Source organism: Methylocystis heyeri, assembly GCF_004802635.2.
Taxonomy (GTDB): Bacteria; Pseudomonadota; Alphaproteobacteria; order Rhizobiales; family Beijerinckiaceae; genus Methylocystis; species Methylocystis heyeri.
The window spans coordinates 1423850-1445711 of the sequence record NZ_CP046052.1; the positions used below are offsets into that span (position 1 = coordinate 1423850).

Annotated in this window: 19 protein-coding genes; 10 read left to right on the top strand and 9 right to left on the bottom strand. The window is 62.9% G+C overall.

All coding sequences use genetic code 11. The features are described from left to right. Nucleotides 1-48 precede the first annotated feature (48 nt). Nucleotides 49-2496, bottom strand: a complete 2448-nt coding sequence (locus H2LOC_RS06385) for a PAS domain-containing protein (RefSeq protein WP_136495636.1) — start codon at nucleotides 2494-2496, stop codon at nucleotides 49-51. Nucleotides 2497-2882: 386 nt separating this feature from the next. Here H2LOC_RS06385 and H2LOC_RS06390 point away from each other — a divergent pair, with 386 nt between their 5' ends. Both H2LOC_RS06390 and H2LOC_RS06395 read left to right on the top strand, forming a co-directional pair. Then, nucleotides 2883-3638, top strand: a complete 756-nt coding sequence (locus tag H2LOC_RS06390; protein ID WP_136495637.1) for a hypothetical protein — start codon at nucleotides 2883-2885, stop codon at nucleotides 3636-3638. A gap of 4 nt (nucleotides 3639-3642) precedes the next feature. Further along, entirely contained in the window at nucleotides 3643-4761 is a 1119-nt protein-coding gene (locus tag H2LOC_RS06395; protein WP_136495638.1) for a GSCFA domain-containing protein, read from the top strand. Nucleotides 4762-4929: 168 nt separating this feature from the next. On the opposite strand, the gene H2LOC_RS06400 is transcribed toward H2LOC_RS06395, so the two are convergent. Then, entirely contained in the window at nucleotides 4930-5121 is a 192-nt protein-coding gene (locus H2LOC_RS06400) for a hypothetical protein (protein ID WP_136495639.1), read from the bottom strand. A gap of 405 nt (nucleotides 5122-5526) precedes the next feature. Here H2LOC_RS06400 and H2LOC_RS21705 point away from each other — a divergent pair, with 405 nt between their 5' ends. From H2LOC_RS21705 to H2LOC_RS06425, 5 genes are all read left to right on the top strand, one after another. Continuing rightward, nucleotides 5527-5880: a hypothetical protein gene (locus H2LOC_RS21705; protein ID WP_246207026.1), complete on the top strand. Its 354-nt coding sequence runs from the start codon at nucleotides 5527-5529 to the stop codon at nucleotides 5878-5880. Further along, nucleotides 5877-7214 (top strand): glycosyltransferase, encoded by a 1338-nt coding sequence (locus H2LOC_RS06410; protein ID WP_136495640.1) that lies wholly within the window; start codon nucleotides 5877-5879, stop codon nucleotides 7212-7214. The genes H2LOC_RS21705 and H2LOC_RS06410 overlap by 4 nt, the downstream gene beginning before the upstream one ends. A 180-nt stretch (nucleotides 7215-7394) precedes the next feature. Then, complete coding sequence (gene polA / locus H2LOC_RS06415; RefSeq protein WP_136495641.1) at nucleotides 7395-10388, top strand: DNA polymerase I; 2994 nt, start codon at nucleotides 7395-7397, stop codon at nucleotides 10386-10388. Nucleotides 10389-10486: 98 nt separating this feature from the next. Then, the gene (locus H2LOC_RS06420; protein ID WP_136495642.1) at nucleotides 10487-11437 is read left to right on the top strand and encodes an HNH endonuclease; all 951 of its coding nucleotides are present in this window, start codon (nucleotides 10487-10489) and stop codon (nucleotides 11435-11437) included. An 18-nt stretch (nucleotides 11438-11455) separates the two neighbouring features. Continuing rightward, on the top strand, nucleotides 11456-12277 hold the full coding sequence (locus tag H2LOC_RS06425; RefSeq protein WP_136495643.1) for a class I SAM-dependent methyltransferase: 822 nt from the start codon (nucleotides 11456-11458) through the stop codon (nucleotides 12275-12277). 127 nt (nucleotides 12278-12404) lie between these two features. Here the strand turns inward: H2LOC_RS06425 and cysN are convergent, their stop codons facing one another. From cysN to H2LOC_RS06460, 7 genes are read right to left on the bottom strand one after another with little or no spacing between them, the layout of a single operon-like run. Next, a complete protein-coding gene (gene cysN / locus H2LOC_RS06430) occupies nucleotides 12405-14036 on the bottom strand; it encodes a sulfate adenylyltransferase subunit CysN (RefSeq protein ID WP_136495644.1) in 1632 nt (543 codons plus the stop codon). Further along, the gene (gene cysD, locus H2LOC_RS06435; protein ID WP_136495645.1) at nucleotides 14036-14953 is read right to left on the bottom strand and encodes a sulfate adenylyltransferase subunit CysD; all 918 of its coding nucleotides are present in this window, start codon (nucleotides 14951-14953) and stop codon (nucleotides 14036-14038) included. The genes cysN and cysD overlap by 1 nt, the downstream gene beginning before the upstream one ends. Beyond that, entirely contained in the window at nucleotides 14950-15705 is a 756-nt protein-coding gene (locus tag H2LOC_RS06440) for a phosphoadenylyl-sulfate reductase (protein ID WP_136495646.1), read from the bottom strand. The genes cysD and H2LOC_RS06440 overlap by 4 nt, the downstream gene beginning before the upstream one ends. Further along, nucleotides 15702-16205 carry a DUF934 domain-containing protein gene (locus H2LOC_RS06445; protein WP_136495647.1) on the bottom strand — a complete coding sequence of 168 codons (504 nt, stop codon included), beginning with the start codon at nucleotides 16203-16205 and terminating at the stop codon, nucleotides 15702-15704. The genes H2LOC_RS06440 and H2LOC_RS06445 overlap by 4 nt, the downstream gene beginning before the upstream one ends. Beyond that, a complete protein-coding gene (locus H2LOC_RS06450; RefSeq protein WP_136495648.1) occupies nucleotides 16189-17913 on the bottom strand; it encodes a nitrite/sulfite reductase in 1725 nt (574 codons plus the stop codon). The genes H2LOC_RS06445 and H2LOC_RS06450 overlap by 17 nt, the downstream gene beginning before the upstream one ends. Continuing rightward, entirely contained in the window at nucleotides 17910-18239 is a 330-nt protein-coding gene (locus H2LOC_RS06455; protein ID WP_136495649.1) for a DUF2849 domain-containing protein, read from the bottom strand. The genes H2LOC_RS06450 and H2LOC_RS06455 overlap by 4 nt, the downstream gene beginning before the upstream one ends. Next, entirely contained in the window at nucleotides 18239-18565 is a 327-nt protein-coding gene (locus H2LOC_RS06460) for a 2Fe-2S iron-sulfur cluster-binding protein (RefSeq protein WP_425487323.1), read from the bottom strand. The genes H2LOC_RS06455 and H2LOC_RS06460 overlap by 1 nt, the downstream gene beginning before the upstream one ends. A 469-nt stretch (nucleotides 18566-19034) precedes the next feature. On the opposite strand from H2LOC_RS06460, the gene H2LOC_RS06465 reads away from it, so the two are divergent. The 3 genes from H2LOC_RS06465 (at nucleotide 19035) to H2LOC_RS06475 (ending at nucleotide 21796) form a co-directional block, all read left to right on the top strand. Continuing rightward, nucleotides 19035-19793 (top strand): hypothetical protein, encoded by a 759-nt coding sequence (locus tag H2LOC_RS06465; RefSeq protein ID WP_136495651.1) that lies wholly within the window; start codon nucleotides 19035-19037, stop codon nucleotides 19791-19793. Nucleotides 19794-19858: 65 nt separating this feature from the next. Then, entirely contained in the window at nucleotides 19859-20569 is a 711-nt protein-coding gene (locus tag H2LOC_RS06470; RefSeq protein ID WP_136495652.1) for a P-loop NTPase family protein, read from the top strand. A 177-nt stretch (nucleotides 20570-20746) separates the two neighbouring features. Continuing rightward, a complete protein-coding gene (locus H2LOC_RS06475) occupies nucleotides 20747-21796 on the top strand; it encodes an NADP(H)-dependent aldo-keto reductase (protein WP_136495653.1) in 1050 nt (349 codons plus the stop codon). The last annotated feature ends 66 nt before the right edge of the window (nucleotides 21797-21862 follow it).

The following is a 21862-nucleotide window of genomic DNA, read 5'->3' on the forward strand; positions in this document are numbered from 1 at the left end:
GCCGGTTCGGCGTGGGAAACGCGTCGAAACAAACACTCCAGACCGCGCTCAAATCGAATCCGCCTCCTGCAGAAGCGCCCGGATTTCGCGCGTCGACGCCGGCTTGGTCAGATGCACGTCGAAACCCGCCATTCGGGTGCGGATGCGGTCTTCCGCCTGCCCCCAGCCGGTTACGGCGACGAGCGTGTAGCGCCCGCCGGGATGGCCCTCGCGGATGCGGCGCGCGGTTTCGAAACCATCCATGGCCGGCATTCCGAGATCGATGAAAACGATTCTGGGCTTGAATTCGCGCACCGCCGCGACCCCCGACGGGCCGTCGTAAGCCACGCAGACGGCCGCTCCCAGGCTTTCGAGCAGAAGGCCGAGACTGTCGCCGACGTCGGGTTCGTCGTCGATGACGAGCACGCGCTGCGGGCGAGCGAGAGAAGCGACGTCATCGTCCGCGGCGGCTTCCGGAACCGGCGATCCTCCGCAGAGCGGCAGGCGAACCGTGAATTCGCTTCCCTTTCCCGGACCGTCGCTGTGGGCCTGGACCGAGCCGCCGTGGAGATCGACGAGATCTCGAACCAGGGCGAGGCCGATGCCGAGGCCTCCTTCGGCGCAATCTGCGCCATTGTCGATCTGCGCGAAGAGTTCGAACACGCTCCCGAGCATGTCGGGGGCGATGCCAACACCGCTGTCGCGGACACGAAAAATCGCCGAACCCTCCTCTCGGCCGAGTTCGACGGCGATGCGCCCGCCGGGACGGGTGTATTTCGCGGCGTTGCCGAGGACATTGGCCATGATCTGCACCAGACGCGCCGGATCGCCATAAACGCCGAGCGGTTCGGAGAGGCCGCCGATCGCGACGGCGTGGCCTTTCTTTTCGATCAGCGGCCGGCAGGTTTCGAGCGCATCGCGCAATGTCGCCGACATGTCGACGGCCTCGCGGCGCAGCTCGATTTTGCCCCGGCTGATGCGGGAGATCTCGAGCAGGTCGTCCACCAGCCTCACCAGATGCTCGACCTGGCGCCGCATGACGTCGAGCAGTTCGGCGTCGGGATCGCCGACGCCTCCGTGTCTCCTGCCGAGAACGTGAATCGCGTTGTAGATCGGCGCGAGAGGGTTGCGCAGCTCATGGGCGAGGGTGGCGAGAAACCTGTCCTTGCGTCGGTCCGCCTCCCGAAGAGCCTGTTCCGCCTGCTTGAGGGGGGTGATGTCCAAAAATGCGCCGATCGCCCCGCGCGGTCGCCTCGCTTCGTCGAAGAGAGGCGTCGCCTTGACGAGGACGGTCACTATCCGGTCTCTGGTTTTCACGTCGATGATCTGGCCGTCGACGGTCTCGCCCCTGACCGCCCGCTGCATCGGCAATTCTTCGGTGACGAGCGGCCTGCCGTCCTGAAGCACGACTATAGGCGGCGGCTCGGGGCTCGTCATGGAAAGCTGGGCGCCGGGCCGAAGCCCGAACAACTCCACCTGCGCCCGGTTTCCCCTGATGTTCGCGCCCTCGGGATCCAGCGCGATGGATACGCCGATGGGAGCGAGATCGAGCAGGGTCTCGAGCTCTTCGGCGCGTAGCCGCTCGCGTTCCAGACTCTCGCTCAGTTCCGTCTCGGCTCGCTTGCGTTCGGTGATTTCGAGGCCGATTCCGCCGACGTAGCGGCGCCCGGCGGCGTCGCGGAACGGAAATTTCGTTACGAGCCAATGAAGGCGATCGCCGTCCGGGCCGGGGGTTTCCGAAGCGATCTCCATCGCCCGCCCCGCCGCCAGCACGTCTTCGTCGCTCCTGCGGAATTCAGCGGCCACATCCGGCGGCCACAGCTCGGCGTCGGTCCTGTTCCGCCATTCCGAAAATCGCACGCCGAAACGCTGCTCGAAGGCGCGGCTGAAATAGACATATCGACCGTCTTCATCCTTGACCCATGCGATGGTGGGACTGTTGTCCATGAACAGCCGGAACCGCTCCTCGCTCTCGCGCAGCGCCTCTTCGGCCTGCTTGCGCGCTTGCGACTCCGAATATTGGGAGATGATTATGGAGGCGGTATTGGTCAGAATCGCGCAAAGCTCCCGGTCCCGGGGCGCGGGTTCGCGCGGGCAGCGGGAATATACCGCCAGCGTCCCGATCATTTTTCCGGCCGAACTGTGGATGGGAAAGCTCCAGCAGCCGCGATAATCGAAACGGTCGGCCAGCCACAACCACGGCTCCCAGCGAGTATCCTTGGTCACGTCGCCCGTTACGACCGGCTGGCCGGTGTGCGTCGCCAGGCCGCAGGCCAGCGACTCGGGCCCGATCTTTAACCCGTCCACCATCCGAGCATAATCGGCGGACATGCCCACCACATGGTGCAAGGAAGTGCGGGCGCCGTCAGATAGGTAGAAAGCGGCGCGCGTCTCCTCGCCCAGCCCATGAATCGCGGTGCGCACCAGCGCATCCAGCGAGACCTGCAGCGGCGCGCCGTTGATGGCGGCCTCCAGCGCCTCGCGCTGGCCGCGCAACCACGCTACATGTTCAGGCAAGACTGCCTCCTACCGCCGGCCCACCCCCGCGGGCGGGTATGGGTTCTCGACGCATCTGACAAGATTACGGCGCCCCGCCCTTCACGCCAAGGGTTTGGCGATTTCACGGATTGCCGCCCCAGGATAGCAGGCGGCGGCGCCTTGGCTCCCGGCCGCATGGCTGCTATGAGGGTCGGGAGCGCGGGGCCAGACGGCGATGCAGCCTGTGGCTCCGCTCTCCTTCGGTTCGTTCATGCACGGCCGCTCTTCGGCAGATCTGCGCGCGCCGCGCTTTTTGGGGGCGTTCGCGGCAGCGGCAGAGACAGGTGTGCGCGCCGCTTTCAGAGGATCTTATCGCCTTGGACCGCGAGACCAGCGGAGCTTTGAGCAACATCGATCGAGAAAAAATGATTTCTTGCGTCGGCTTCGGCCATAGCCATATCGTCGCCCTCGCGCATGGCTGTTACGCGCTGATGGAGCGCGGAGAAAAATTCGACGATCGGCTTCTCGAAGCCCGGTTTTACTATTTTGACGGCGAAGAGCTGTCTCCCCCGGTCGTGGAAGGCGCCCTGAACCCCAACCTGCTGAAAAAAATCGCCGAACAAAACGCCCAATGCGTCCTGCTCTCGGTGGGCGGCAATGAGCACTGCGCCCTGTCGATCGTCCAGATGCAGGAGCGATTCGATTTCATTCTCGGCGCCGAGCCGGATCTGCCGCTGGACGCTGAAGCCACGGTGCTGCCGGAAGCCGTGGTGCGCGAGACTCTGCGGGAGGCCATGGCGGAAGTAATCGACACGCTCAGGGCGTTTCGCGAGGCCACCGATTTGCCGTTGGCGCAGATCCAGCCGCCGCCGCCTCTTCCCGGAGCGCAGGTTCTCGCCAAGCCCGGAGAGTTTCTGCATACGATCGTCGACGCCGACCGCCTCTCGTCCGATTGGCTGCGCTACAAGATGTGGCGCGTGCAGGACGGCCTCTACCGCGAGACATGCGCGCGTCTCGGCGTCTTTTATGCGCCCGTGCCGGCGGAATTCCTCACCGGGAACGGAACGCTCGCCCCCCTCGCCTGGGGAAAGGACGCGACGCACGCCAATTCCCTTTTCGGCGAGCGAATGGCGCTCGAAGCGCTGTCGCTGATTTTGGCCCGTCCGAACTCGAGCGTTTGATCGAATGGCTTCTCACCCCTACAGCCGCCTGCCCGATTATGCGAACTGGCGCCGCGCCGTCTCGCGCGTCGCGCCCGGCGAACTCGACCCCATGGTCGAGGCTCCTTTTCGTTTCGACGCCGGCGCGCGAGTCGTCACCGCGGGAAGCTGTTTCGCACAGCACATCGGCCGGTTCCTGAAAGCGAAAGGCTGCTGCTACCTCGTCACGGAGCCCGCGCACGCCATCGTCGGCCCCAAAGCCCGGGATGTCCTCAACTACGGCCTCTACAGCGCGAGATACGGAAACATCTACACCAGCCGGCAATTGCTGCAGCTGTTCGAGCGGGCCTATGGCCGCTTCGTTCCCGGGGAAGACGTCTGGCGGGAAGACCAAACCGTTTTTCTCGACCCTTTCCGGCCCAATATCCAGCCGCTCGGTTTCAACTCGCTGCGCGAATATGAGATCGACCGGGCGAGGCATTTTCAGGCCGTCCGCGACGCCTTCGAGAATCTCGACGTCTTCGTCTTCACGCTCGGCCTGACCGAATGCTGGCGTTCGCGAGCCGACGGCGCGGTCTTTCCGGTCTGTCCCGGCGTCGTCGGCGGGACGTTTTCCCCGGAACGGCACGAGTTCGTGAATCTGACCGTAGAAGACGTCGTAAGCGACATGAGCGCCTTCATCGGCGGCCTGCGCGGCGTAAATCCGGGCGCCCGCATAATCCTCACGGTGTCGCCGGTTCCTCTGGTCGCGACCGCAGAGCCTCGCCATGTTCTGGTCTCGACGGTCTATTCGAAATCGGTCCTGCGCGTCGCATGCGAGCGCCTCGTCCAGAGTTTCGAAGGGGTCGCCTATTTTCCCTCTTACGAGATCATTGCGGGAGGCTTCGCCTCCAAAAATTATTTCGCCGAGGACAAGCGCAGCGTCACCCAAGAGGGCGTCGACCATGTGATGGCGGTGTTCGAGCGGCATTTCATCGAGGACTCGCCAGAGCAGGCGGCGATGCGCCTCGCCCTGCAATTGCTGAACGCCCAAACGGACTCCAGCCCACTTCAAAACGTCTCGAAGGCCATGAAGCTGATGTGCGACGAGGAAGCGCTCGATTTCGATTCGTCGAAGGACGACGTGCGCCGCAAGAACGACTGACAAAAGCGCGGCCCCGCGCACATTTCATGAGCCCCAAACGCCAAACCGGCCTCTCCCTGGGGTGGAAGAGACCGGTTGGAAAGTCGCGCCAAGCGAATAACCTGGCGAGTCGTCTCGAAAGGCGTCACGCCGAAGCCACCGCCCCGAACGTGACGCCTTTCGGAGCAATTACTGAATCATGCGGGTGGTCTTGCCCACGCCATCGGAACCGATCGAGGACCGGCCATTGCCCGTGCCGTTGGTGCCTTCCGGAGAAATCCAATCCGGAACCCAGGTGAGCATGACGACGACGAAAGCGACGATGCCCGCGACGTAGATCAAGGTCTTGCCGATATCGGCGCTGCTGTGAACACTGGCCATGTTTTCCCCCTGTTGTTTGTTTTTGGACCAAAGATGCTTGCCGCATCGCCAGCAGCGTAACTCGATTCATTTTCCTTGGCAATGCGGCGAATAGCGCATTCTCAAATTTTGTACATATCATTGTTTTTATTGGTATTAAAGGAACACAGAACCGCATGTGCGCAGTTTTTTGCCCCGCTCGCGAGTCTCATGAAGGGCTCGCGAGGGGCGTCGAGGAGAGGTCGGCGCGCCCCGCGAGCGAAAGATTGTTGCAGCCCGTAAATCAGCTTATGGCCCTGCGAGGCCGCATCCTGTTAAAAAGCGTCGCTTGGCGGCGATTGTGAGTTGAGCGCCGTTTCCACCAGAATTCCCGCACCCTGATTCCGAGGTTCGGATTTGCTTTCCACACCGAGCGACCGCCGAAAATTGCGCTTTCGCCCCCTGGCGGCCTGCCTCGCCCTCATGGCTTGCCTGCATTCAGGCGCCGCCGCCGCCCTGGATTTTCAGTCTGGAGCGGGAGACCTTCCTCCCGAGGAACGGAAGGACAATCGCATTCCGGGGTTCGACTACTGCCCGCCGCCGCATCCGCCCGGCTGTATGGAGACGACGGGGGGAACCAAATCGCCGACCGAATGCGAGGAGGACGTCCAGATTTATATCCAGACCGTATTCGCCTATCGGGAATGCCTCGCCCTGGAGACGGAGCGCGCCGTGCGCGAATCGAACGACGTCATCGACCGCTGGAAATGCAAGAAAACCGGAAGCAAGCGGTGCAGATGACGCAGGGCGCCCAAGATCCGGCGAAGCCGCTTTCCGAGAGCGCAAAGCATCGGCCGGTCGTCTATGACATCGCGAGGCTCGCGACCCGCGCCCTCAACCCCAATCCCAACGGCATAGATCGCGTCGATTTCGCCATGGCGCGGCATTTTCTGGGCGGAGGCCGCCGCGAGCGGCAGGCTCTTTACTGCTCCCTGCTGGGCCCTCGTCTCGCACCCGCCCGACGCGCGATGCAGGCGGTCGAGGAAATCGAGGCCTGCTGGCGCGAATCCGTCTCTCCCGAAAGCGATCCTGCGTTTGAAGGCGTAATCGCCGCCCTGGGGCGGAGCGGCGCCGAAGCGCAGCCGGCCCGGCGCATCGTCCGCCCGCGCTTGGAGCGCGCGCCGCAGAACTGGAGCGCGCTGCGGCGCTGGGCGCTCAACCCCGGGGAATCGCTCGCAGGAGTTCCGCAGGGCGCGGCCTATGTCAACGCCAGCCAGTTCCTGCTGGACAAGCCCTGGTTCACGAAATGGCTGAGCGGCCGGCCCGACGTGAAGCCTGTTTTCTTCGTGCACGACTTGCTTACGGTCGACTGTCCCGAGTTTTTCTGGGAAGACGAGGCGAAAAAGGGGCCCCGCCGTCTTACGGCCATCGTCCGCCTCGGCGCGGGAGCCGTGGTGGGGTCGCAGACGCTGGCGAAGCGCCTTCGCGCCTTCGCTTCGAGCCTTGGTCGTCCGCAGCTGCCTATCTGCGTCGCCAGCCTGCCTCCGCCGCCGATTTTCGCGGAGCCGGCGGAGCCCGATCCGAGCCTCGCCGACAAGAGCTATTTTGTCGTATGCGGCACCATCGAGCCTCGCAAGAACCACCTGCTGCTGCTCAATCTGTGGCGCCGCCTGGCCGACCGCCACGGGGCGGCGACGCCGAAGCTGGTGGTGATAGGCAAGCGCGGCTGGCTCAATCGGAATGTCGTCGACATGATGAGCCGCTGCCCCGCCCTGCGCGCCAATGTGATCGAAGCGTCCGGCCTCTCGACCCCGGGCTTGAGAAGCCTCCTCGCCGGCGCGAGAGCCCTGCTGATGCCGTCTTTTGCGGAAGGTTACGGCCTGCCCGTGGCGGAAGCGATCGCCGCCCGAATTCCGGTGATAGCCTCCGACCTCGAGGTGTTTCGTGAATTCGGCGGAGAAGGCCCCGTTTACCTCGATCCGCTCGATGGAATCGGGTGGCTGCACGCCATCGAAGCCTTCGCCCAAGAGCGTTCGTCTGCCCGCGAGGACGCCCTCGCCCGGGTGTCCCGCGTCCGACTCGGCGGCGCGGATGCGTTTTTCTCGGCCCTCGACGGCTTTATCGACGCCCTGTGACCGCTTTTCCGATAAATTCCCTGCCGGGCGCCCTCCCGGCTAGAGTCTTTCTGGTTCAGAGTGAACCAGAAAGACTCTATAATCCCATGTTTGATCGTGTTTTCTTCACGCGAACCCGCATCCACTTCGCTCGAAAACACTCTAATCGCCGCAGCCACGCGAAAATGCTAGAACGAGGGCATGACCTCCACGCAGACCACCCTCGGGCCGGGCAGCCACGTCTTTCTCGTCGACGGCTCCTCATTCGTGTTTCGCGCCTATTTCCAATCGATCCGACAGGACGCGAAATATAATTATCGCACCGACCGCCTGCCCACCGGCGCTGTGAGGCTGTTCTGCGCCAAGCTGCTGCAATTCGTGCGCGACGGCGCCGCGGGGGTGAAGCCGACGCATCTCGTCATCATCTTCGACAAGTCGGAAAATTCCTTCCGCAAGGAAATCTACCCGGATTACAAGGCGCACCGGCCCGATCCGCCGGAAGACCTCGTGCCGCAGTTTCCCCTGATGCGCGCGGCCGTGCGCGCCTTCGGCCTCACCCCTATCGAACAGGACCGCTACGAGGCCGACGACCTCATCGCAACTTACGCGCGCCATGCCCGCGAGAAAGGCGCCGACGTCACCATCATCTCCGCCGACAAGGACCTGATGCAGCTCATCGGCGAGGGCGTGTCGATGTACGATCCCGCCTCCGGGGAACAGGGCAAGTTCGGAGCCCGCGCCGAACGCTTCATCGGCGAAAAAGAGGTCGAGGAATATTTCGGCGTGCCGCCGTCGAAAGTGGTGGACGTCCAGGCGCTCGCGGGCGACAGCACCGATAATGTGCCGGGCGCCAAGGGAATCGGGATAAAGACCGCCGCGCAGCTGATCAAGGAATATGGCGATCTCGATACGCTGCTGGCCCGCGCCGGGGAAATCAAGCAGGCGAAGCGCCGCGAGTGCCTCACCGATCCCGAGAGCGTGAAGCTCATCCTCACCTCGAAGAAGCTGGTGGAGCTGGTGCGCGACGTCGATGTCGAGACGCCGCTCGAGGATCTGACGCTGCACGAGCCCGATGCGAAGAAGCTGGTGGCATTTCTGCTGGCGATGGAATTCACCACCATCACGCGGCGGGTGGCCGAAGCCTATGGCGTCGAGGCGTCCGAAATCGAGCCCGACCCTGATTTCCTCGGTCCCGCGGGCTGGCGCGGGCGCAACGGCGAGGTGAAGGAACGCGCAGCCGAGCCTGCGGCCCCTGCGACGCCGGCCCCCGCCGCGGCGCAACCCGCCGACACGCCCGCCTCGCTTGCCGGGGCGCGCGCCAAGGAGGCGCTGGCCTCCCCGATCGACCGCAGCAAATACGAAACCGTTCAGTCCGTCGAGCGCCTCGATCATTGGATCGCCGACGCCATGGATCTGGGCGTCGTCGCTTTCGATACGGAAACGACCTCGCTCGACGCCATGAGCTGCGAACTCGTCGGCCTGTCGCTGGCGCTGGGGCCGGACCGAGCCTGCTATATTCCGCTGGGGCATCGCTCGCCCGGCGCCAACGACCTCTTCGGCGGCGCCGATCTGCTGGCCGGACAGATCCCGCTGCAGGAGGCGCTCGCGCGCCTCGAGCCGATGCTGGAGAACCCTTCGGTCCTCAAGATCGCGCACAACATGAAATATGATCTGCAGGTGCTGGCGCGTTATGGCGTCACGGTGGCGCCGATCGAAGACACCATGCTGATCTCCTATGCGCTGGACACCGGCCGCAACAATCATGGGCTCGACGAGCTGGCTTTGAAACATCTCGGGCACAAGAACATCGCATTCGGCGAGGTCTGTGGGACCGGCAAGAATTTCATCGGCTTTGCGCGCGTCGCTTTGGACAAGGCGACCGAATATGCCGCCGAAGACGCCGATGTCTCCCTGCGGCTGTGGCGCGTGCTGAAGCCGCGCCTGCCCGCCGAAAGCATGACCACGGTCTATGAAACGCTGGAGCGGCCGATGGTCGCGACTCTTGCGGCGATGGAGCGGCGCGGCGTCGCCATCGACCGCAATATTCTTTCGCGTCTTTCGGGAGAATTCGCTCAGGCGATGGCGCGGCTCGAGGCCGATATATATGAGGCCGCCGGCGAGCGTTTCAATCTCGGTTCGCCCAAGCAGCTCGGCGATATTCTGTTCGGCAAGATGGGCCTGCCCGGTGCGAAGAAGACCGCCACCGGCGCCTGGTCGACCTCGGCGAGCGTGCTCGACGAACTCGCCGAGGGCGGCAACGGTTTCGCTGCGCTGATTCTGGAATGGCGCCAGCTCGCCAAGCTGAAATCGACCTATACCGACGCCCTGCCCGGTTTCGTCAATCCGCAGACCCATCGCGTGCATACGTCCTACGCCCTAGCGGCGACGACCACGGGAAGGCTATCCTCCTCCGAGCCCAATCTGCAGAACATCCCGGTGCGCAACGAAATGGGGCGCAAGATCAGAACCGCCTTTGTCGCGGAGCCGGGCCGGGTGTTGATCTCTGCGGACTACTCGCAGATCGAACTGCGCCTGCTGGCGCATGTCGCCGACATCCCGCAGCTGAAAAAGGCCTTCGCCGAGGGGATCGACATTCACGCCATGACGGCGAGCGAAATGTTTGGCGTGCCGGTGAAGGACATGCCCTCGGAAATCCGCCGCAGGGCGAAGGCGATCAATTTCGGCATCATCTACGGCATTTCGGCTTTCGGTCTCGCCAATCAGCTCGGCATTCCGCGCGAAGAAGCCGGCGCCTATATCAAGAAATATTTCGAGCGCTTTCCGGGCATTCGCGACTACATGGACTCGACCCGCAAAGCCGTGCGCGAAAACGGCGTGGTGACGACGATCTTCGGCCGCAAATGCCACTTCCCCAGGATCGCTTCGTCCAACGCCTCCGAGCGCGCCTTTTTCGAACGCGCCGCGATCAACGCTCCGATTCAAGGCGCCGCCGCCGACATCATCCGCCGGGCGATGGTGCGCATGGACGCCGCGCTGATCAAGGAGGGGCTTGCGGCGCAAATGCTGCTGCAGGTCCATGACGAGCTCGTGTTCGAGGCCCCGGCCGCGGAGGCGCAGGCGACCATCGACCTCGTGAAGCGCATCATGATCGACGCGCCGCATCCGGCGGTTCAGCTCTCGGTGCCGTTGCAGGTGGATGCGCGCGCCGCCGCCAATTGGGACGAGGCGCACTGAGGGGGCGGCGGAACGAAAATGCCGCCATGCGATGGAGACAAAGCCGATAAGCTGGCGCGCATTCTGCAGCGCCGAACATCTAATCGCGTGCTGATGGCATGACTAAAGCAGTTCTCACGACGAAAGTAACTCCCGTCTATGACGACCTGCCCGAGATCCGATACCATTTCCCCAAGAGCTATCTGAGGCAAGTCAGTGAGGCGGTCGGCGATTGGATCGTTTATTACGAACCTCGGCGTTCTACTGGCGATCCATCGAGCAGCGGCGGACGCCAAGTCTACTTTGCGACGGCGCGCGTGGAACACATCATTCCCGATGAATCGCGCCCTGATCACTTTTATGCAGAAGTATCGAACTATCTGCCGTTCGTCCGACCTGTGCCTTTTAAAGAGGGGTCCCTTTTCTACGAGGGCAATCTCAAGAAGCCCGATGGCTCGACCAATAAAGGAGCTTTTGGCCGCGCAGTCCGCAACATCAAGGACAGTGAGTTCGATTTAATCTGGCAAGCGGGTTTTGGCCACGTCATCGGCATCGAGGAACGAACTCGACCTGCGCCTGACGCGCCAGAGGACCCTATGCCGCCTCTCGATGGCTTTCATGAAACGCCACTAACTTTTCTCAGTGACGTCCCGTTTGAGCAGGATCGCCGGATCGTCGAGCAACTCATATCAAGGCCGTTTCGAGACAGAGCCTTCTCCGCCGCGGTAAAAAGCGCCTACAACGACACCTGTGCGATGAGTGGCATCAAGCTGATCAACGGTGGGGGGCGATCTGAAGCGCAGGCCGCCCATATCCGCCCTGTCGAGCATCGCGGGCCGGACAGCATTCGCAATGGGCTAGCCTTATCCGGCACCTTCCACTGGATTTTCGACCGGGGTCTCGTTTCGATTGATGAGGACTACACCCTGCTTTTAGCAAAGGATCGCCTGCCCGACACCATCGGACGGCTTTTGATCGGCGATAGGCGTCTGATCGTCCCCGAGAGAGCGGAACTCCGGCCCCACCCCAAATTTCTTGACTACCATCGACGCGAAATATTCAAAGGTTAATCTCGGGGGAACATGGAAATGAACGACAGGGCTTACGCCGGCGACGTGCCTCAGATCTACGATCGCGAGCTCGGCTGCGTGATGTTTCAGCCTTACGCCGAGGAGGCAGCGCAGCGCGCCGCAGCGCTGAACCCGGCCGATGTTCTGGAAATCGCGGCCGGTTCCGGCATCGTCACGCGCGAGTTGCGCAATCGCATTCCTGCGGCGGCAAAATTGACCGCGAGCGACATAAGCGAAGACATGCTCAGCGTCGCCCGTACAAAAATCCGCGAGGGCGAGCAAGTAAGGTTCGAGATCGCGGACGCCTGCGCGCTGCCTTTTGCGGATGCGAGCTTCGACGCCGTCGTCTGCATGTTCGGCTACATGTTTTTTCCCGATAAGCCCAAAGCGATGTGCGAAGCCTTCCGCGCATTACGTCCCGCCGGGCGCTACATATTGGGCGTGTGGGACTCGGAAGAAAACAATCCCTTCGCCAGACTGGCGCTCGCTCTATTGAAATCTACTTTCCCGGACAATCCGCCGACATGGATGAAGCAACCGGTGTCGTGCGGAGCGATCGATCCGATCAAGGAGAGTCTGGTCGACAGCGGCTTCGTGAATATCAGCATATCGGTCGTCAAACATTCGCGCGCCTTCGACGCGAACAATTATGCGCGCGGACTTGTTTTCGGCAGCCCGATTATTCAAGAGGTCGAGGAACGCGGCGGCGACCCCGAAGCGATCGCAAAAGCCTACGCCGAAACGCTCACGCGCGCCTTCGGCTCGACCCTGCCCTTCCAGGCGATTCTGTTCGAGGCCGAAAGGCCGGCGGGGCAGCGGATGTCATCGCGAGGAGCGTAGCGACGCGGCAATCTAGGAGCCGCGCGCGACGACTCCTATGTTTGTCGCGTCCTGCTGCCGATCCGCGGACAGCGGGCGCTTATTTTCGCACCGAGTCTGGATCGCTCCGCTCGCGATGACGGACTTCTCACAACCCCGCGTCGTCCTGCGGCGAGGACGGTTCGCCCGCCCTGCCCGGTTCGGCGCTCCCGCGCTGCCAGAACCGCTCGTGGATAAAATAAGCCGCGAGCTTGACCGCCGCTTCCACGACCGTGATCGACAGCGACAGGCCTGCGTCTCGGGTAAAGCCGTAAACGACGCCGAAGGTCAGCGCGCTGCCGAATACGCGCCATGACAGGCCCTTGGCGATGACGCGCTTCTGCGACAGCACGGAAGGCGGCGGCGTCGGCAAGCCTTCCATCGAGGAATAGCTGGCCTCCAGCAAAGCGGTGGCGCCGCGCTCGCTCGCCTGCGCGCTCTCCACCATGCCGACCGCGACCGTTTCATTGGTGATGCGGTCGATGAGAATAAAGCCGCCGGTCTCGCGGTTCTCCAGATAGGGATCGCAGACGACCACAGAGTCGAGGGAAAGCTCGGCCTCTCCAATCGCGTTGAAGGCGAGGGTCTCGCCCTCTTCCTTCAGCGGCGCGGCGAGACCGGATTCGATCTCGATCCGCGCGGTGACGGCGGCGACGACCGCAGGAGTGGTCTTGCTCCCGATCTTGAGAAGATAACTCTTATCGAGCGTGAGAGGCTCGCGCACCAGCCAGAGCAGCTTGGCCTTGAGCCTGTCTCCGACTTTGGCTGGCGAGACCGGCGAACATAAAAGATCGCCGCGGGAGATGTCGATTTCTTCCGCAAGAGTCAGGGTCACGGACTGGCCCGAAACCGCGCTGTCGAGATCGCCGTCATAGGTGACGATCCGCGCGACCTGGGTGTCGCGCCCGAGCGGAAGAATGCGCACGATGTCGCCCGGCCGCACATTGCCGCCGCAGACGAAGCCGGAAAAGCCGCGGAAATCATGGCTCGGCCGGTTGACCCACTGCACCGGATAGCGGAAGGGCGCGATTATGGAGGAATCCTCCACTGCGACTCCTTCGAGATAGGTCAGCAGCGGCGGCCCCTTGTGCCACGCCATTTTCGCGCTCTGCTTGACCAGATTGTCGCCGTCCTTGGCGACCAGCGGCACGACATAGATCGACAGGAAGCGAAGATTCTTCGCGAATTCCGCAAAGTCCTTCTCGATCTGGCGGAACACGTCCTCGCTGTAGCCGACGAGGTCCATCTTGTTGACCGCCACCACCACATGGCGAACGCCGAGCATGGAGACGATGACGCTATGACGCTGGGTCTGGGCCAATATGCCCTTGCGCGCGTCGACCAGCAGCACGGCGAGCTCGGCGGTGGAGGCGCCCGTCGCCATATTGCGGGTGTATTGCTCGTGGCCGGGCGTGTCCGCGACGATGAACTTGCGTTTCTCGGTCGCGAAATAGCGATAGGCGACATCGATGGTGATGCCCTGCTCGCGTTCCGCCGCGAGGCCATCGACCAGCAGCGCGAAATCGAGATCGTCGCCCTGGGTGCCGTGCTTCTTGGAGTCCTTCTCCAGCGCTTCCAGCAGATCGTCGGGCGCGAGCCCGGCGTCATAGAGCATGCGGCCGATGAGGGTCGACTTGCCGTCGTCCACGGAACCGCAGGTGATGAAGCGAAGCAACGGCTTGTCGGCGATGTGCCGATGGGGCGTCGCCTCCGGCGGCGTCTGCGAGATTCCGCCGTGCATCAAAAATATCCCTCTTGCTTCTTCTGTTCCATCGAGGTCGACCCGTCATGGTCGATCAGCCGGCCCTGCCGCTCGGATGAACGGCTGTGGCGCATCTCGTGGATGATGGCGTCGAGATTGTCGGCGGCGCTCTCTATGGCGCCGGTGAGCGGATAGCAGCCGAGCGTCCGGAACCGCACCATCTTCTGCTCGACGACTTCGCCCGGCAGCAGCTTCATGCGGTCGTCATCCACCATGATGAGCGTGCCCTCGCGCCGCACCACCGGGCGCGGCTTGGCGAAATAAAGCGGCACCACGGGGATGTTCTCCCGCGCGATGTAGTCCCACACATCCGCCTCGGTCCAGTTGGACAGCGGAAACACGCGCAGGCTTTCGCCGGGCCCCTTGCGCGCGTTGTAAAGCCGCCAGAACTCCGGCCGCTGGTTCTTGGGGTCCCAGCGATGCTGCGCGGTGCGGAAGGAAAGGACGCGCTCCTTGGCGCGGGATTTCTCCTCGTCGCGCCGCGCTCCGCCAAAAGCGGCGTCGAAACGCCATTTGTCGAGCGCCTGCTTGAGGCCCTCGGTCTTCATGATCTCGGTGTGGAGCTTCGATCCATGCACGAAAGGATCGATGCCCATCGCGATCCCTTGCGGATTGACATGGACCAGCAGTTCGACGCCGAGCTCCTTTGCGCGGCGGTCGCGGAACTCGATCATCTCCCTGAACTTCCAGGTCGTGTCGACATGCAGCAGGGGAAAGGGCGGCTTGGAGGGGTAGAAAGCCTTCATCGCGATGTGGAGCATCACCGCGGAGTCTTTGCCGATGGAATAGAGCATCACCGGTCGTTCGCATTCCGCGACGACCTCGCGCATGATGTGGATGCTCTCGGCTTCGAGCCGGTCGAGATGGCCGAGCTTGCGGATTGCCGTGGAACTCATTGCGCGACCTCGCTGTGCGGCGCCGGACCGCGGCGCAGGACGCCGTTCTCGTCGACATGGAGGCCGCATTCCTTTTTGCCGTCGTCCTCCCACCACCAGCGGCCGGCGCGCTCGCCTTCGCCGGGCTGCACCGCGCGGGTGCAGGGCGCGCAGCCGATGGAAAGGAAGCCCTGCACGTGCAGTTCGTTCACCGGCACGCTGAGCTTTTCGGTCTCGGCGACGATGATCTCCCGGCTGTAGTCGAGCAACGGATTGACCTTGAGCAGCTTATGGCCCGCGTCGAACTCCACATAGGAAATATCCGACCTCGCCGCCGATTGATCGGCGCGCAATCCGGTCACCCAGGCGGAGGCGGAGGCCAGCAGCCGCCCCAAGGGCTCGACCTTGCGGATGTGGCAGCAAGCCTTGCGGTTCTCGACTGATTTGTAGAAACCGTTGACGCCGCTCTCGGCCACCCATTCCTGCAGAGGCTCGGCTTGCGGATAGACCGCCGCGATACGGCGCGCATATCGCGCCTCGGTGCGCTCCCACAGCTCATAGGTCTGCGGAAACAGCCGGCCGGTGTCCAGCGTCGCCACCTCGATATCGAGCCCCTGGGTGAAGATCGAATGGGCGATCCACTGATCCTCGACGCCGAAGCTCGTCGTGAAGACTATGCGTCCGGGCACGAATTCCCGCAGCAGTTGCAGGCGGTGGTCGAGATCGAGCGGCGCGAAGCGCGGCTCCAGAACTTCCATCAACGACGGCTTCATAACGCAGCCTTTCGGCGCCGCTCCAATATGGAGCCGCGCGTTCCATAACCTTCCTGATAGGTCTCGGCATAGCTGCCGAGCGCCTTGGCCCATTGCGCTTCGTTCTGGCGCTGGGCGATGTCGTGCGGGATTTCGATGGTGTCGAAACCGCATTGGCGCGCATGCAAGGCCTGATCCGCGACGAGGCGCCCGCTCGCCCGCAGCTCGCCCTTGAACCCGGCGCGGCGCACGAGCCGCGCGAGCGAAAAGCCGCGCCCGTCCGTGAAGGCCGGAAAGGCGATCGCTATCAGCGACAAACGCGAAAAATAGGGAGCAATCGCCGCCGGATCGGCGGTGTTCGGCAACCGGACCCCGAGGCCCTGTTCCGGCCCGAGGCCCGCCAGCGCCTCCTCGAGCCGCTGCTGCGACACGACGATCTTGCCGGACCTCGGCAGGTCTTCTTCGTCGGCGAGATGGCGCCACTCGTCTTCGACGAACTTTCCCTCAGATATCAGCGCCATTTTCGCCCTCCCGCCGCAGCACGTCCTTGAAGCGGGCGTGTCCCAGCCGCCGCCAGGTGTCGATGAAACGCTCTTCCCCCTGCCGCTCGGAGAGATAGAAATCGACGATATGCTCGATGACGTCCGCCACCTGGTCTGCGCCGACGCCGGGGCCGAGCAGCTCGCCGACCGACGCCGACAGCGAAGGGTCGCCGCCGAGCGTGATCTGGTAGGATTCCTGGCCTTTCTTTTCGAGGCCCAGAACGCCAATCGCTCCGACATGGTGATGCCCGCAGGCGTTGATGCAGCCCGAGATTTTTATCCCCAGCCTGCCGATCTCGCGCTGGCGTTCCTCATCCTTGAAGCGACGCGAAATCGCCTGCGCGATCGGGATCGAACGCGCGGTGGCGAGCGAGCAGTAATCGAGCCCCGGACAGGAGATGATGTCGGTCAGGAGACCGACATTCGCGGTCGCCAGCCCCGCCGCGTCCAGCATACGCCACAGCGCGAAGAGGTCGTCCTTCTTCACATGCGGCAGGACGATGTTCTGCTCGTGGCTGACGCGCAATTCGCCGAAGCCGAATTTTTCGCTGGCGTCGGCCAGAACTCGCATCTGGGCCGAGGTCGCGTCGCCCGGAATTCCTCCTGTCGGCTTCAGCGAGACCGTGACGATCGCATAGCCGTCGATCTTGTGCGCCGAGACATTGACCTCGGCGAAAGCGGCGAAGGCGGGGTTTTCCCGTTTCGCCGACTGGAGCGCCTCGGATTGGGCGGGCAGCGTTTCGTAGGGCGGGGGCGCGAAGAAGGCTGCGATGCGGGCGAATTCCTCCGCGTCATGGGCGAAGGGCGTACGATCCATGGCCGCGAATTCGGCTTCGACCTCGGCCCTGATCTGATCGAGCCCGGTCTCGTGCACCAATATCTTGATGCGGGCCTTGTATTTGTTGTCGCGCCGGCCGAAGCGGTTATAGACGCGCAGAATGGCCTCGAGATAGGCGAGCAGGTCCTCCCGCGGCAGAAACTCCCGCACCACCTTGCCGACGAAGGGCGAACGGCCGAGGCCGCCTCCGACATAAACCTCATAGCCCGGCTCGCCGCCGGGGCCTGCGACCACCCTGAGGCCGATGTCATGGACCTTGACCGCAGCGCGGTCCTGGGCGGCGCCGCTCACCGCGATCTTGAACTTGCGCGGCAGGAAGCTGAACTCGGAATGCAGGCTCGACCACTGACGCAGGAATTCCGCGGTCGGACGCGGGTCTTCGTATTCGTCGGCGGCGACGCCCGAAAAATGGTCGGCGGTGACGTTGCGAATGCAGTTGCCGGAGGTCTGGATGGCGTGCATCTCGACTTCGGCCAGCGCCTCCAGAATATCCGGGACGTCGACGAGCTTCGGCCAATTGAACTGCAGGTTCTGGCGGGTCGTGAAATGACCGTAGCCCTTGTCCCATTTGTCGGCGATGTCGGCGAGGCTGCGCATCTGGCGCGCCGTCAGCGTGCCATAGGGAATAGCGACGCGCAGCATATAGGCGTGCAGCTGCAGATAGAGCCCGTTCATCAGGCGGAAGGGACGGAATTCCTCCTCCGTCGTCGCGCCTTCCAGGCGCCTGCGCACCTGCTCGCGAAACTCGGCGACGCGCTCGCGCACGAAGGCCGTGTCGTAGTTGTCGTAGAGATAGGTGGTGGTCGGCGTGTTGGGACGCGCCGCCTGCTGTGGGTCATGCGCGGTCATTTCGCGTCTCCCGATTGGGCGGCCCGAGCCTGTTTGCCGAGGTCCGGCCTCACGCTGGGGCCTTTGATCCGCATTTTCTCGCGGTAGTGCAGCGGCGTCGGGCTACCGTCCGCCTCCAGGCCCACATCCGCGAGATAGACGTCGACGACGCGATTTGCGGCGATCTCGCCCTTGCCACGCGCTTCCAGCGCCGCCGCTTCCTGGCTGTCGCGGGCCACCGCCGCCGACTTGTGGTCGCGCGCCCAGCCGTCCGCTCCGAGAAACAGCGCTTCGCCGTCGCGAAGATCGCTTGCGATGAGAATTTGGGGGTTCTTGAGAAGCGCCATCAGACCGCCTTGGCTATTGTCAGACGCAGCCCGTCGTATTCGTCGGACCAGATAATTTGGCAGGCGAGGCGCGAATTGTCGAAAACGAGCGGCAGTTCGTCGAGCTTTTCCAGTTCTTCCTCGCGGGGAGCCGGAAGCCGGGCCACCCACTCGGGATCGATGAGGACATGACACTCCGCGCAGGCCAGCGCGCCGCCGCAGGTATTGTCCATCCCCATGCCGTAATCGCGAAGAATTTCCATCAACCGCCAGCCTTCGACCGGCTCGAGGTCGTGCGACACTCCGTTCCGGTCTTCGACCCGAACCAGACTTATCGGCTTTTCCAAGCTTGCCTCTGCGCTCCGCATGCGCCTCCCCTACTGCATTTCAGCGAAATTCTCGCGGCGCGAATCGCGCGAGCGACCACGCCGGAAATCCCCGCATTGTGATGCGAAAGCCGCTACGGCTCTCCAGGACGCATCAGCGCATGCGCCCTCCCCGGAAGGCGCGGCCTGGATTGCTTCTGGTTACATACCCATCGGCCCGCGAATGTCAATTCACTTAAAACAACTGCCTATTAATTACATTGCACATAAAAAGTCTGTTGTTTTAAATGCGACCCGAGCTGGGGATTGTCGGCTAATTTTCTTAACTTTCCGGCAAAGGTTAGTGCGCGCATGTGCGCCGAATGCTATAGGGACGGCCATGGTCAAGAAACCTGTCGAAAAGCAAAATAAGCCGACTATTACGATCGCAGCCGAAGAGGCTGATCAACCAGAGGTTGCGCCTGCGTCTACGCAGGGAGCGAGAGTGGACATGAAACCTTCAGTTATACTCGTTGGCGCTGACAAGGGCGGCGTGGGCAAGACCACCATCGCTCGGGCCGTGCTTGATTATCTCAACACCAACAACGTCGTGACGCGCGGCTTCGACACGGAATTCCCGCGTGGCACGCTTCACCGTTTCCATCCCGATCAGACCAGTGTGATCGACCTGACCTCGACGTCCGATCAGATGCGGGTCCTCGACACGCTGAACACGACTCAGGTGAAGGTGACTGTGATCGACGTGCGCGCGGGAGGGCTCAGCCTCGCCCTGCAGGCGCTCGAAGACACCGGCTTCCTCGACGCCGTCCATGCCGGCGAGTTCAATTTCCTGATCTTCCACGTCCTGGGCTCGTCCATCGCGTCGCTGGACGAGATCGACGAGATCGCGCCTTTCGTGTCGGACGCCCATTACTTTCTGGTCAAGAATCACGTCAACGACACCACCTTTTTCGAGTGGGACCCCGTCACCCACGGGAAATATTTCGAAAAGGTGATGACCAGCGGCGAGCTGACCATCCCCAAGCTCAACGAAATGTCTTACGAGCAGGTCGAAATCGCGGGGGTCCCTTTCTCGACCTTCGTCGCCGATCGCACCGCCGAGGGCGCTCCCGCGGGACAATCCTTCGTGCTGCGCGGCTATGTCCGCACCTGGCTGGGCAGAATCGCCGAGGAGTTCGACCGCGTTCAGCTCCTGGGGCTGGTGGCTCCGCGCGACAGCAAGGCCGCGAAAGCCGCCAAAGAAAGATAACTTTCCCGCCACAGCCATTTGAAAGGCGCCGGCGACTGAATTTGGAGCGTCGGCGAGCAGGTTAGATGGATAGGCGCGCCAACGTCTTTATCGCCTGCTCGCCCTGCGCCAGAGCCGGAGTTTCAACGACCGCCCGGCTCCTGACCGATTATCTCTGCTTCACCAACGCCGAACCGCTCGGTTTCGACACCGATCCTCTCGAGCCATGCTATGCGCCCTATTTTCCAGACCGGGTGCATGTTCTCGACGCGACGGACATCAAGGGGCAGATCGCTCTTTTCGACGGACTGCTCGCAAACCAGGACCGGGCCAAGATCGTAGACGTCTGGCACCGGTCCTATTTGCGTTTCTTTGAAACCGTGCAGGACATAGGCTTCATCGACGAAGCCCATCGCCAGGGAATCGAACCAATATTGCTCTATCATGCGGACGCCAGCCGCAACTCGCTGGAGGGCGTGCTGGCGCTACGCAAATTTTGGCCGGATATGGCGATCATGCTGGTGCACAACGAAGGGGCGCGTCCTCTCGAGCCGGATGAAGCGGAAATATTTCAGCGCTACCCCGTGCAAGGCAAGTTCGTCATTCCGTCCCTGCCGATCCCGGTTGCGCGCAGCCTTGCCGATTCCAGCGTGTCCCTGCAGAGTTTTCTGCGCTCGCCGCCCCAGGAAATGTCGATCGTAGTGCGCGCCTCGCTAAAGGCCTGGGTTTCGTCGATTTTCGCCCAGTTCCAAAGCTTCGAGCTGCGCCGGCGACTGGAATCCAGCCCCTATCTCTGATTTCGGCGAACTTTTGTGATCCGCGCCGACTCCGCTAAGATGATTCCGGCGGACATCTCCCAACAATGCAGAAAGAGGAAGGCGCGCTGATTTTCCGCCGATCCGCGCGCATGATTCTTGCTGCTGCAGTCTGGCCCCGACGCCCCCTTTGTCCGCGCCACCTCGAGAGGATTCGCCATGGAGCGCCGCAAGCTTGGACGGACAGGAATTTCCGTTTCCGCCATTTGCCTCGGCACTATGACCTTCGGCCAGCAGAACACGGAAGCGGAGGGCCATGAGCAGCTCGATTACGCTCTCGACCGCGGCATAAATTTCATCGACACCGCCGAGATGTATTCGATCCCGCCACGCCGTGAGACCCAGGGCTCGACCGAGCGCATCATCGGCTCCTGGCTCAAGGCCAGAAAGAACCGCGACAAGGTGATTCTCGCGACCAAGGTCTCGGGTCGCGCCGAAATGAACTGGCTGCGAGAAAACAACGAACCCACGCGACTCGACCGCAAGAACATCCATTATGCCGTGGAGCAATCGCTGAAGCGCCTGCAAACCGATTACATCGACCTCTATCAGTTGCACTGGCCCGACCGCTCGGTTCCCTTGTTCGGCTCCGGCGGCACGACCTGGCGCCACCCGAGCGTCCGGACCGAAGTGGACATCGAGGAAACGCTTGAGGCGCTGGACGAACTCGTGAAGGCGGGCAAAGTGCGCCATGTCGGCCTTTCCAACGAAACGCCGTGGGGCGTCGCCCGTTTTCTGCGCGCCGCCGAGCTCGGCCATGGACCGCGCGTCGCCTCGATCCAGAACGCTTATCATTTCCTGAACCGCACGTTCGAAATGGGTCTGGCCGAATTCGCCTATCGCGATCAGGTCGGCTTGCTGGCCTATTCGCCGCTGGCGCAAGGCTATCTCACCGGCAAATATCAGCGCGGCGCAAGACCGCCGGGCGCGCGGACGACCCTGTTCGAGCGCGGCCAGAGATATGAGACGCCGGGGGTAGAACAGGCGATCGACCAATATCTTGCGCTCGCCCGCGAGCTCGGGCTCGATCCGGCGCAATTCGCCATCGCCTTCGTGACTTCTCGGCCCTTTGTGACCTCGAACATCATCGGCGCCACCACGATGCGGCAACTCGTGAGCGACATCGATTCGGTCAATGTGAGGATCACGCCGGAGATCGAAGCGCGCATCGACGCCATCCACCAGATTCACAGCAATCCGGCGCCGTGATCGAAGGGCGTGGGGATTTCGGCGCAATTCCCGATTGCTTCGCTACGCTCGGGAACGAAGCCTCCG

Bases quoted from the DNA above. Each gene is read 5' to 3' on its own strand.
- H2LOC_RS06455 (WP_136495649.1), bottom strand. From the start codon at position 18,239: ATGGCGCTTCTCAAGAACCCCCAAATTCTCATCGCAAGCGATCTTCGC.
- H2LOC_RS06470 (WP_136495652.1), top strand. From the start codon at position 19,859: ATGGATAGGCGCGCCAACGTCTTTATCGCCTGCTCGCCCTGCGCCAGA.
- H2LOC_RS06445 (WP_136495647.1), bottom strand. From the start codon at position 16,205: ATGGCGCTGATATCTGAGGGAAAGTTCGTCGAAGACGAGTGGCGCCAT.
- H2LOC_RS06475 (WP_136495653.1), top strand. From the start codon at position 20,747: ATGGAGCGCCGCAAGCTTGGACGGACAGGAATTTCCGTTTCCGCCATT.
- polA (WP_136495641.1), top strand. From the start codon at position 7,395: ATGACCTCCACGCAGACCACCCTCGGGCCGGGCAGCCACGTCTTTCTC.
- H2LOC_RS06410 (WP_136495640.1), top strand. From the start codon at position 5,877: ATGACGCAGGGCGCCCAAGATCCGGCGAAGCCGCTTTCCGAGAGCGCA.
- H2LOC_RS06390 (WP_136495637.1), top strand. From the start codon at position 2,883: ATGATTTCTTGCGTCGGCTTCGGCCATAGCCATATCGTCGCCCTCGCG.
- H2LOC_RS06465 (WP_136495651.1), top strand. From the start codon at position 19,035: ATGAAACCTTCAGTTATACTCGTTGGCGCTGACAAGGGCGGCGTGGGC.
- H2LOC_RS06395 (WP_136495638.1), top strand. From the start codon at position 3,643: ATGGCTTCTCACCCCTACAGCCGCCTGCCCGATTATGCGAACTGGCGC.
- cysD (WP_136495645.1), bottom strand. From the start codon at position 14,953: ATGAGTTCCACGGCAATCCGCAAGCTCGGCCATCTCGACCGGCTCGAA.
- H2LOC_RS06450 (WP_136495648.1), bottom strand. From the start codon at position 17,913: ATGACCGCGCATGACCCACAGCAGGCGGCGCGTCCCAACACGCCGACC.
- cysN (WP_136495644.1), bottom strand. From the start codon at position 14,036: ATGCACGGCGGAATCTCGCAGACGCCGCCGGAGGCGACGCCCCATCGG.
- H2LOC_RS06440 (WP_136495646.1), bottom strand. From the start codon at position 15,705: ATGAAGCCGTCGTTGATGGAAGTTCTGGAGCCGCGCTTCGCGCCGCTC.
- H2LOC_RS06400 (WP_136495639.1), bottom strand. From the start codon at position 5,121: ATGGCCAGTGTTCACAGCAGCGCCGATATCGGCAAGACCTTGATCTAC.
- H2LOC_RS06425 (WP_136495643.1), top strand. From the start codon at position 11,456: ATGAACGACAGGGCTTACGCCGGCGACGTGCCTCAGATCTACGATCGC.
- H2LOC_RS06420 (WP_136495642.1), top strand. From the start codon at position 10,487: ATGACTAAAGCAGTTCTCACGACGAAAGTAACTCCCGTCTATGACGAC.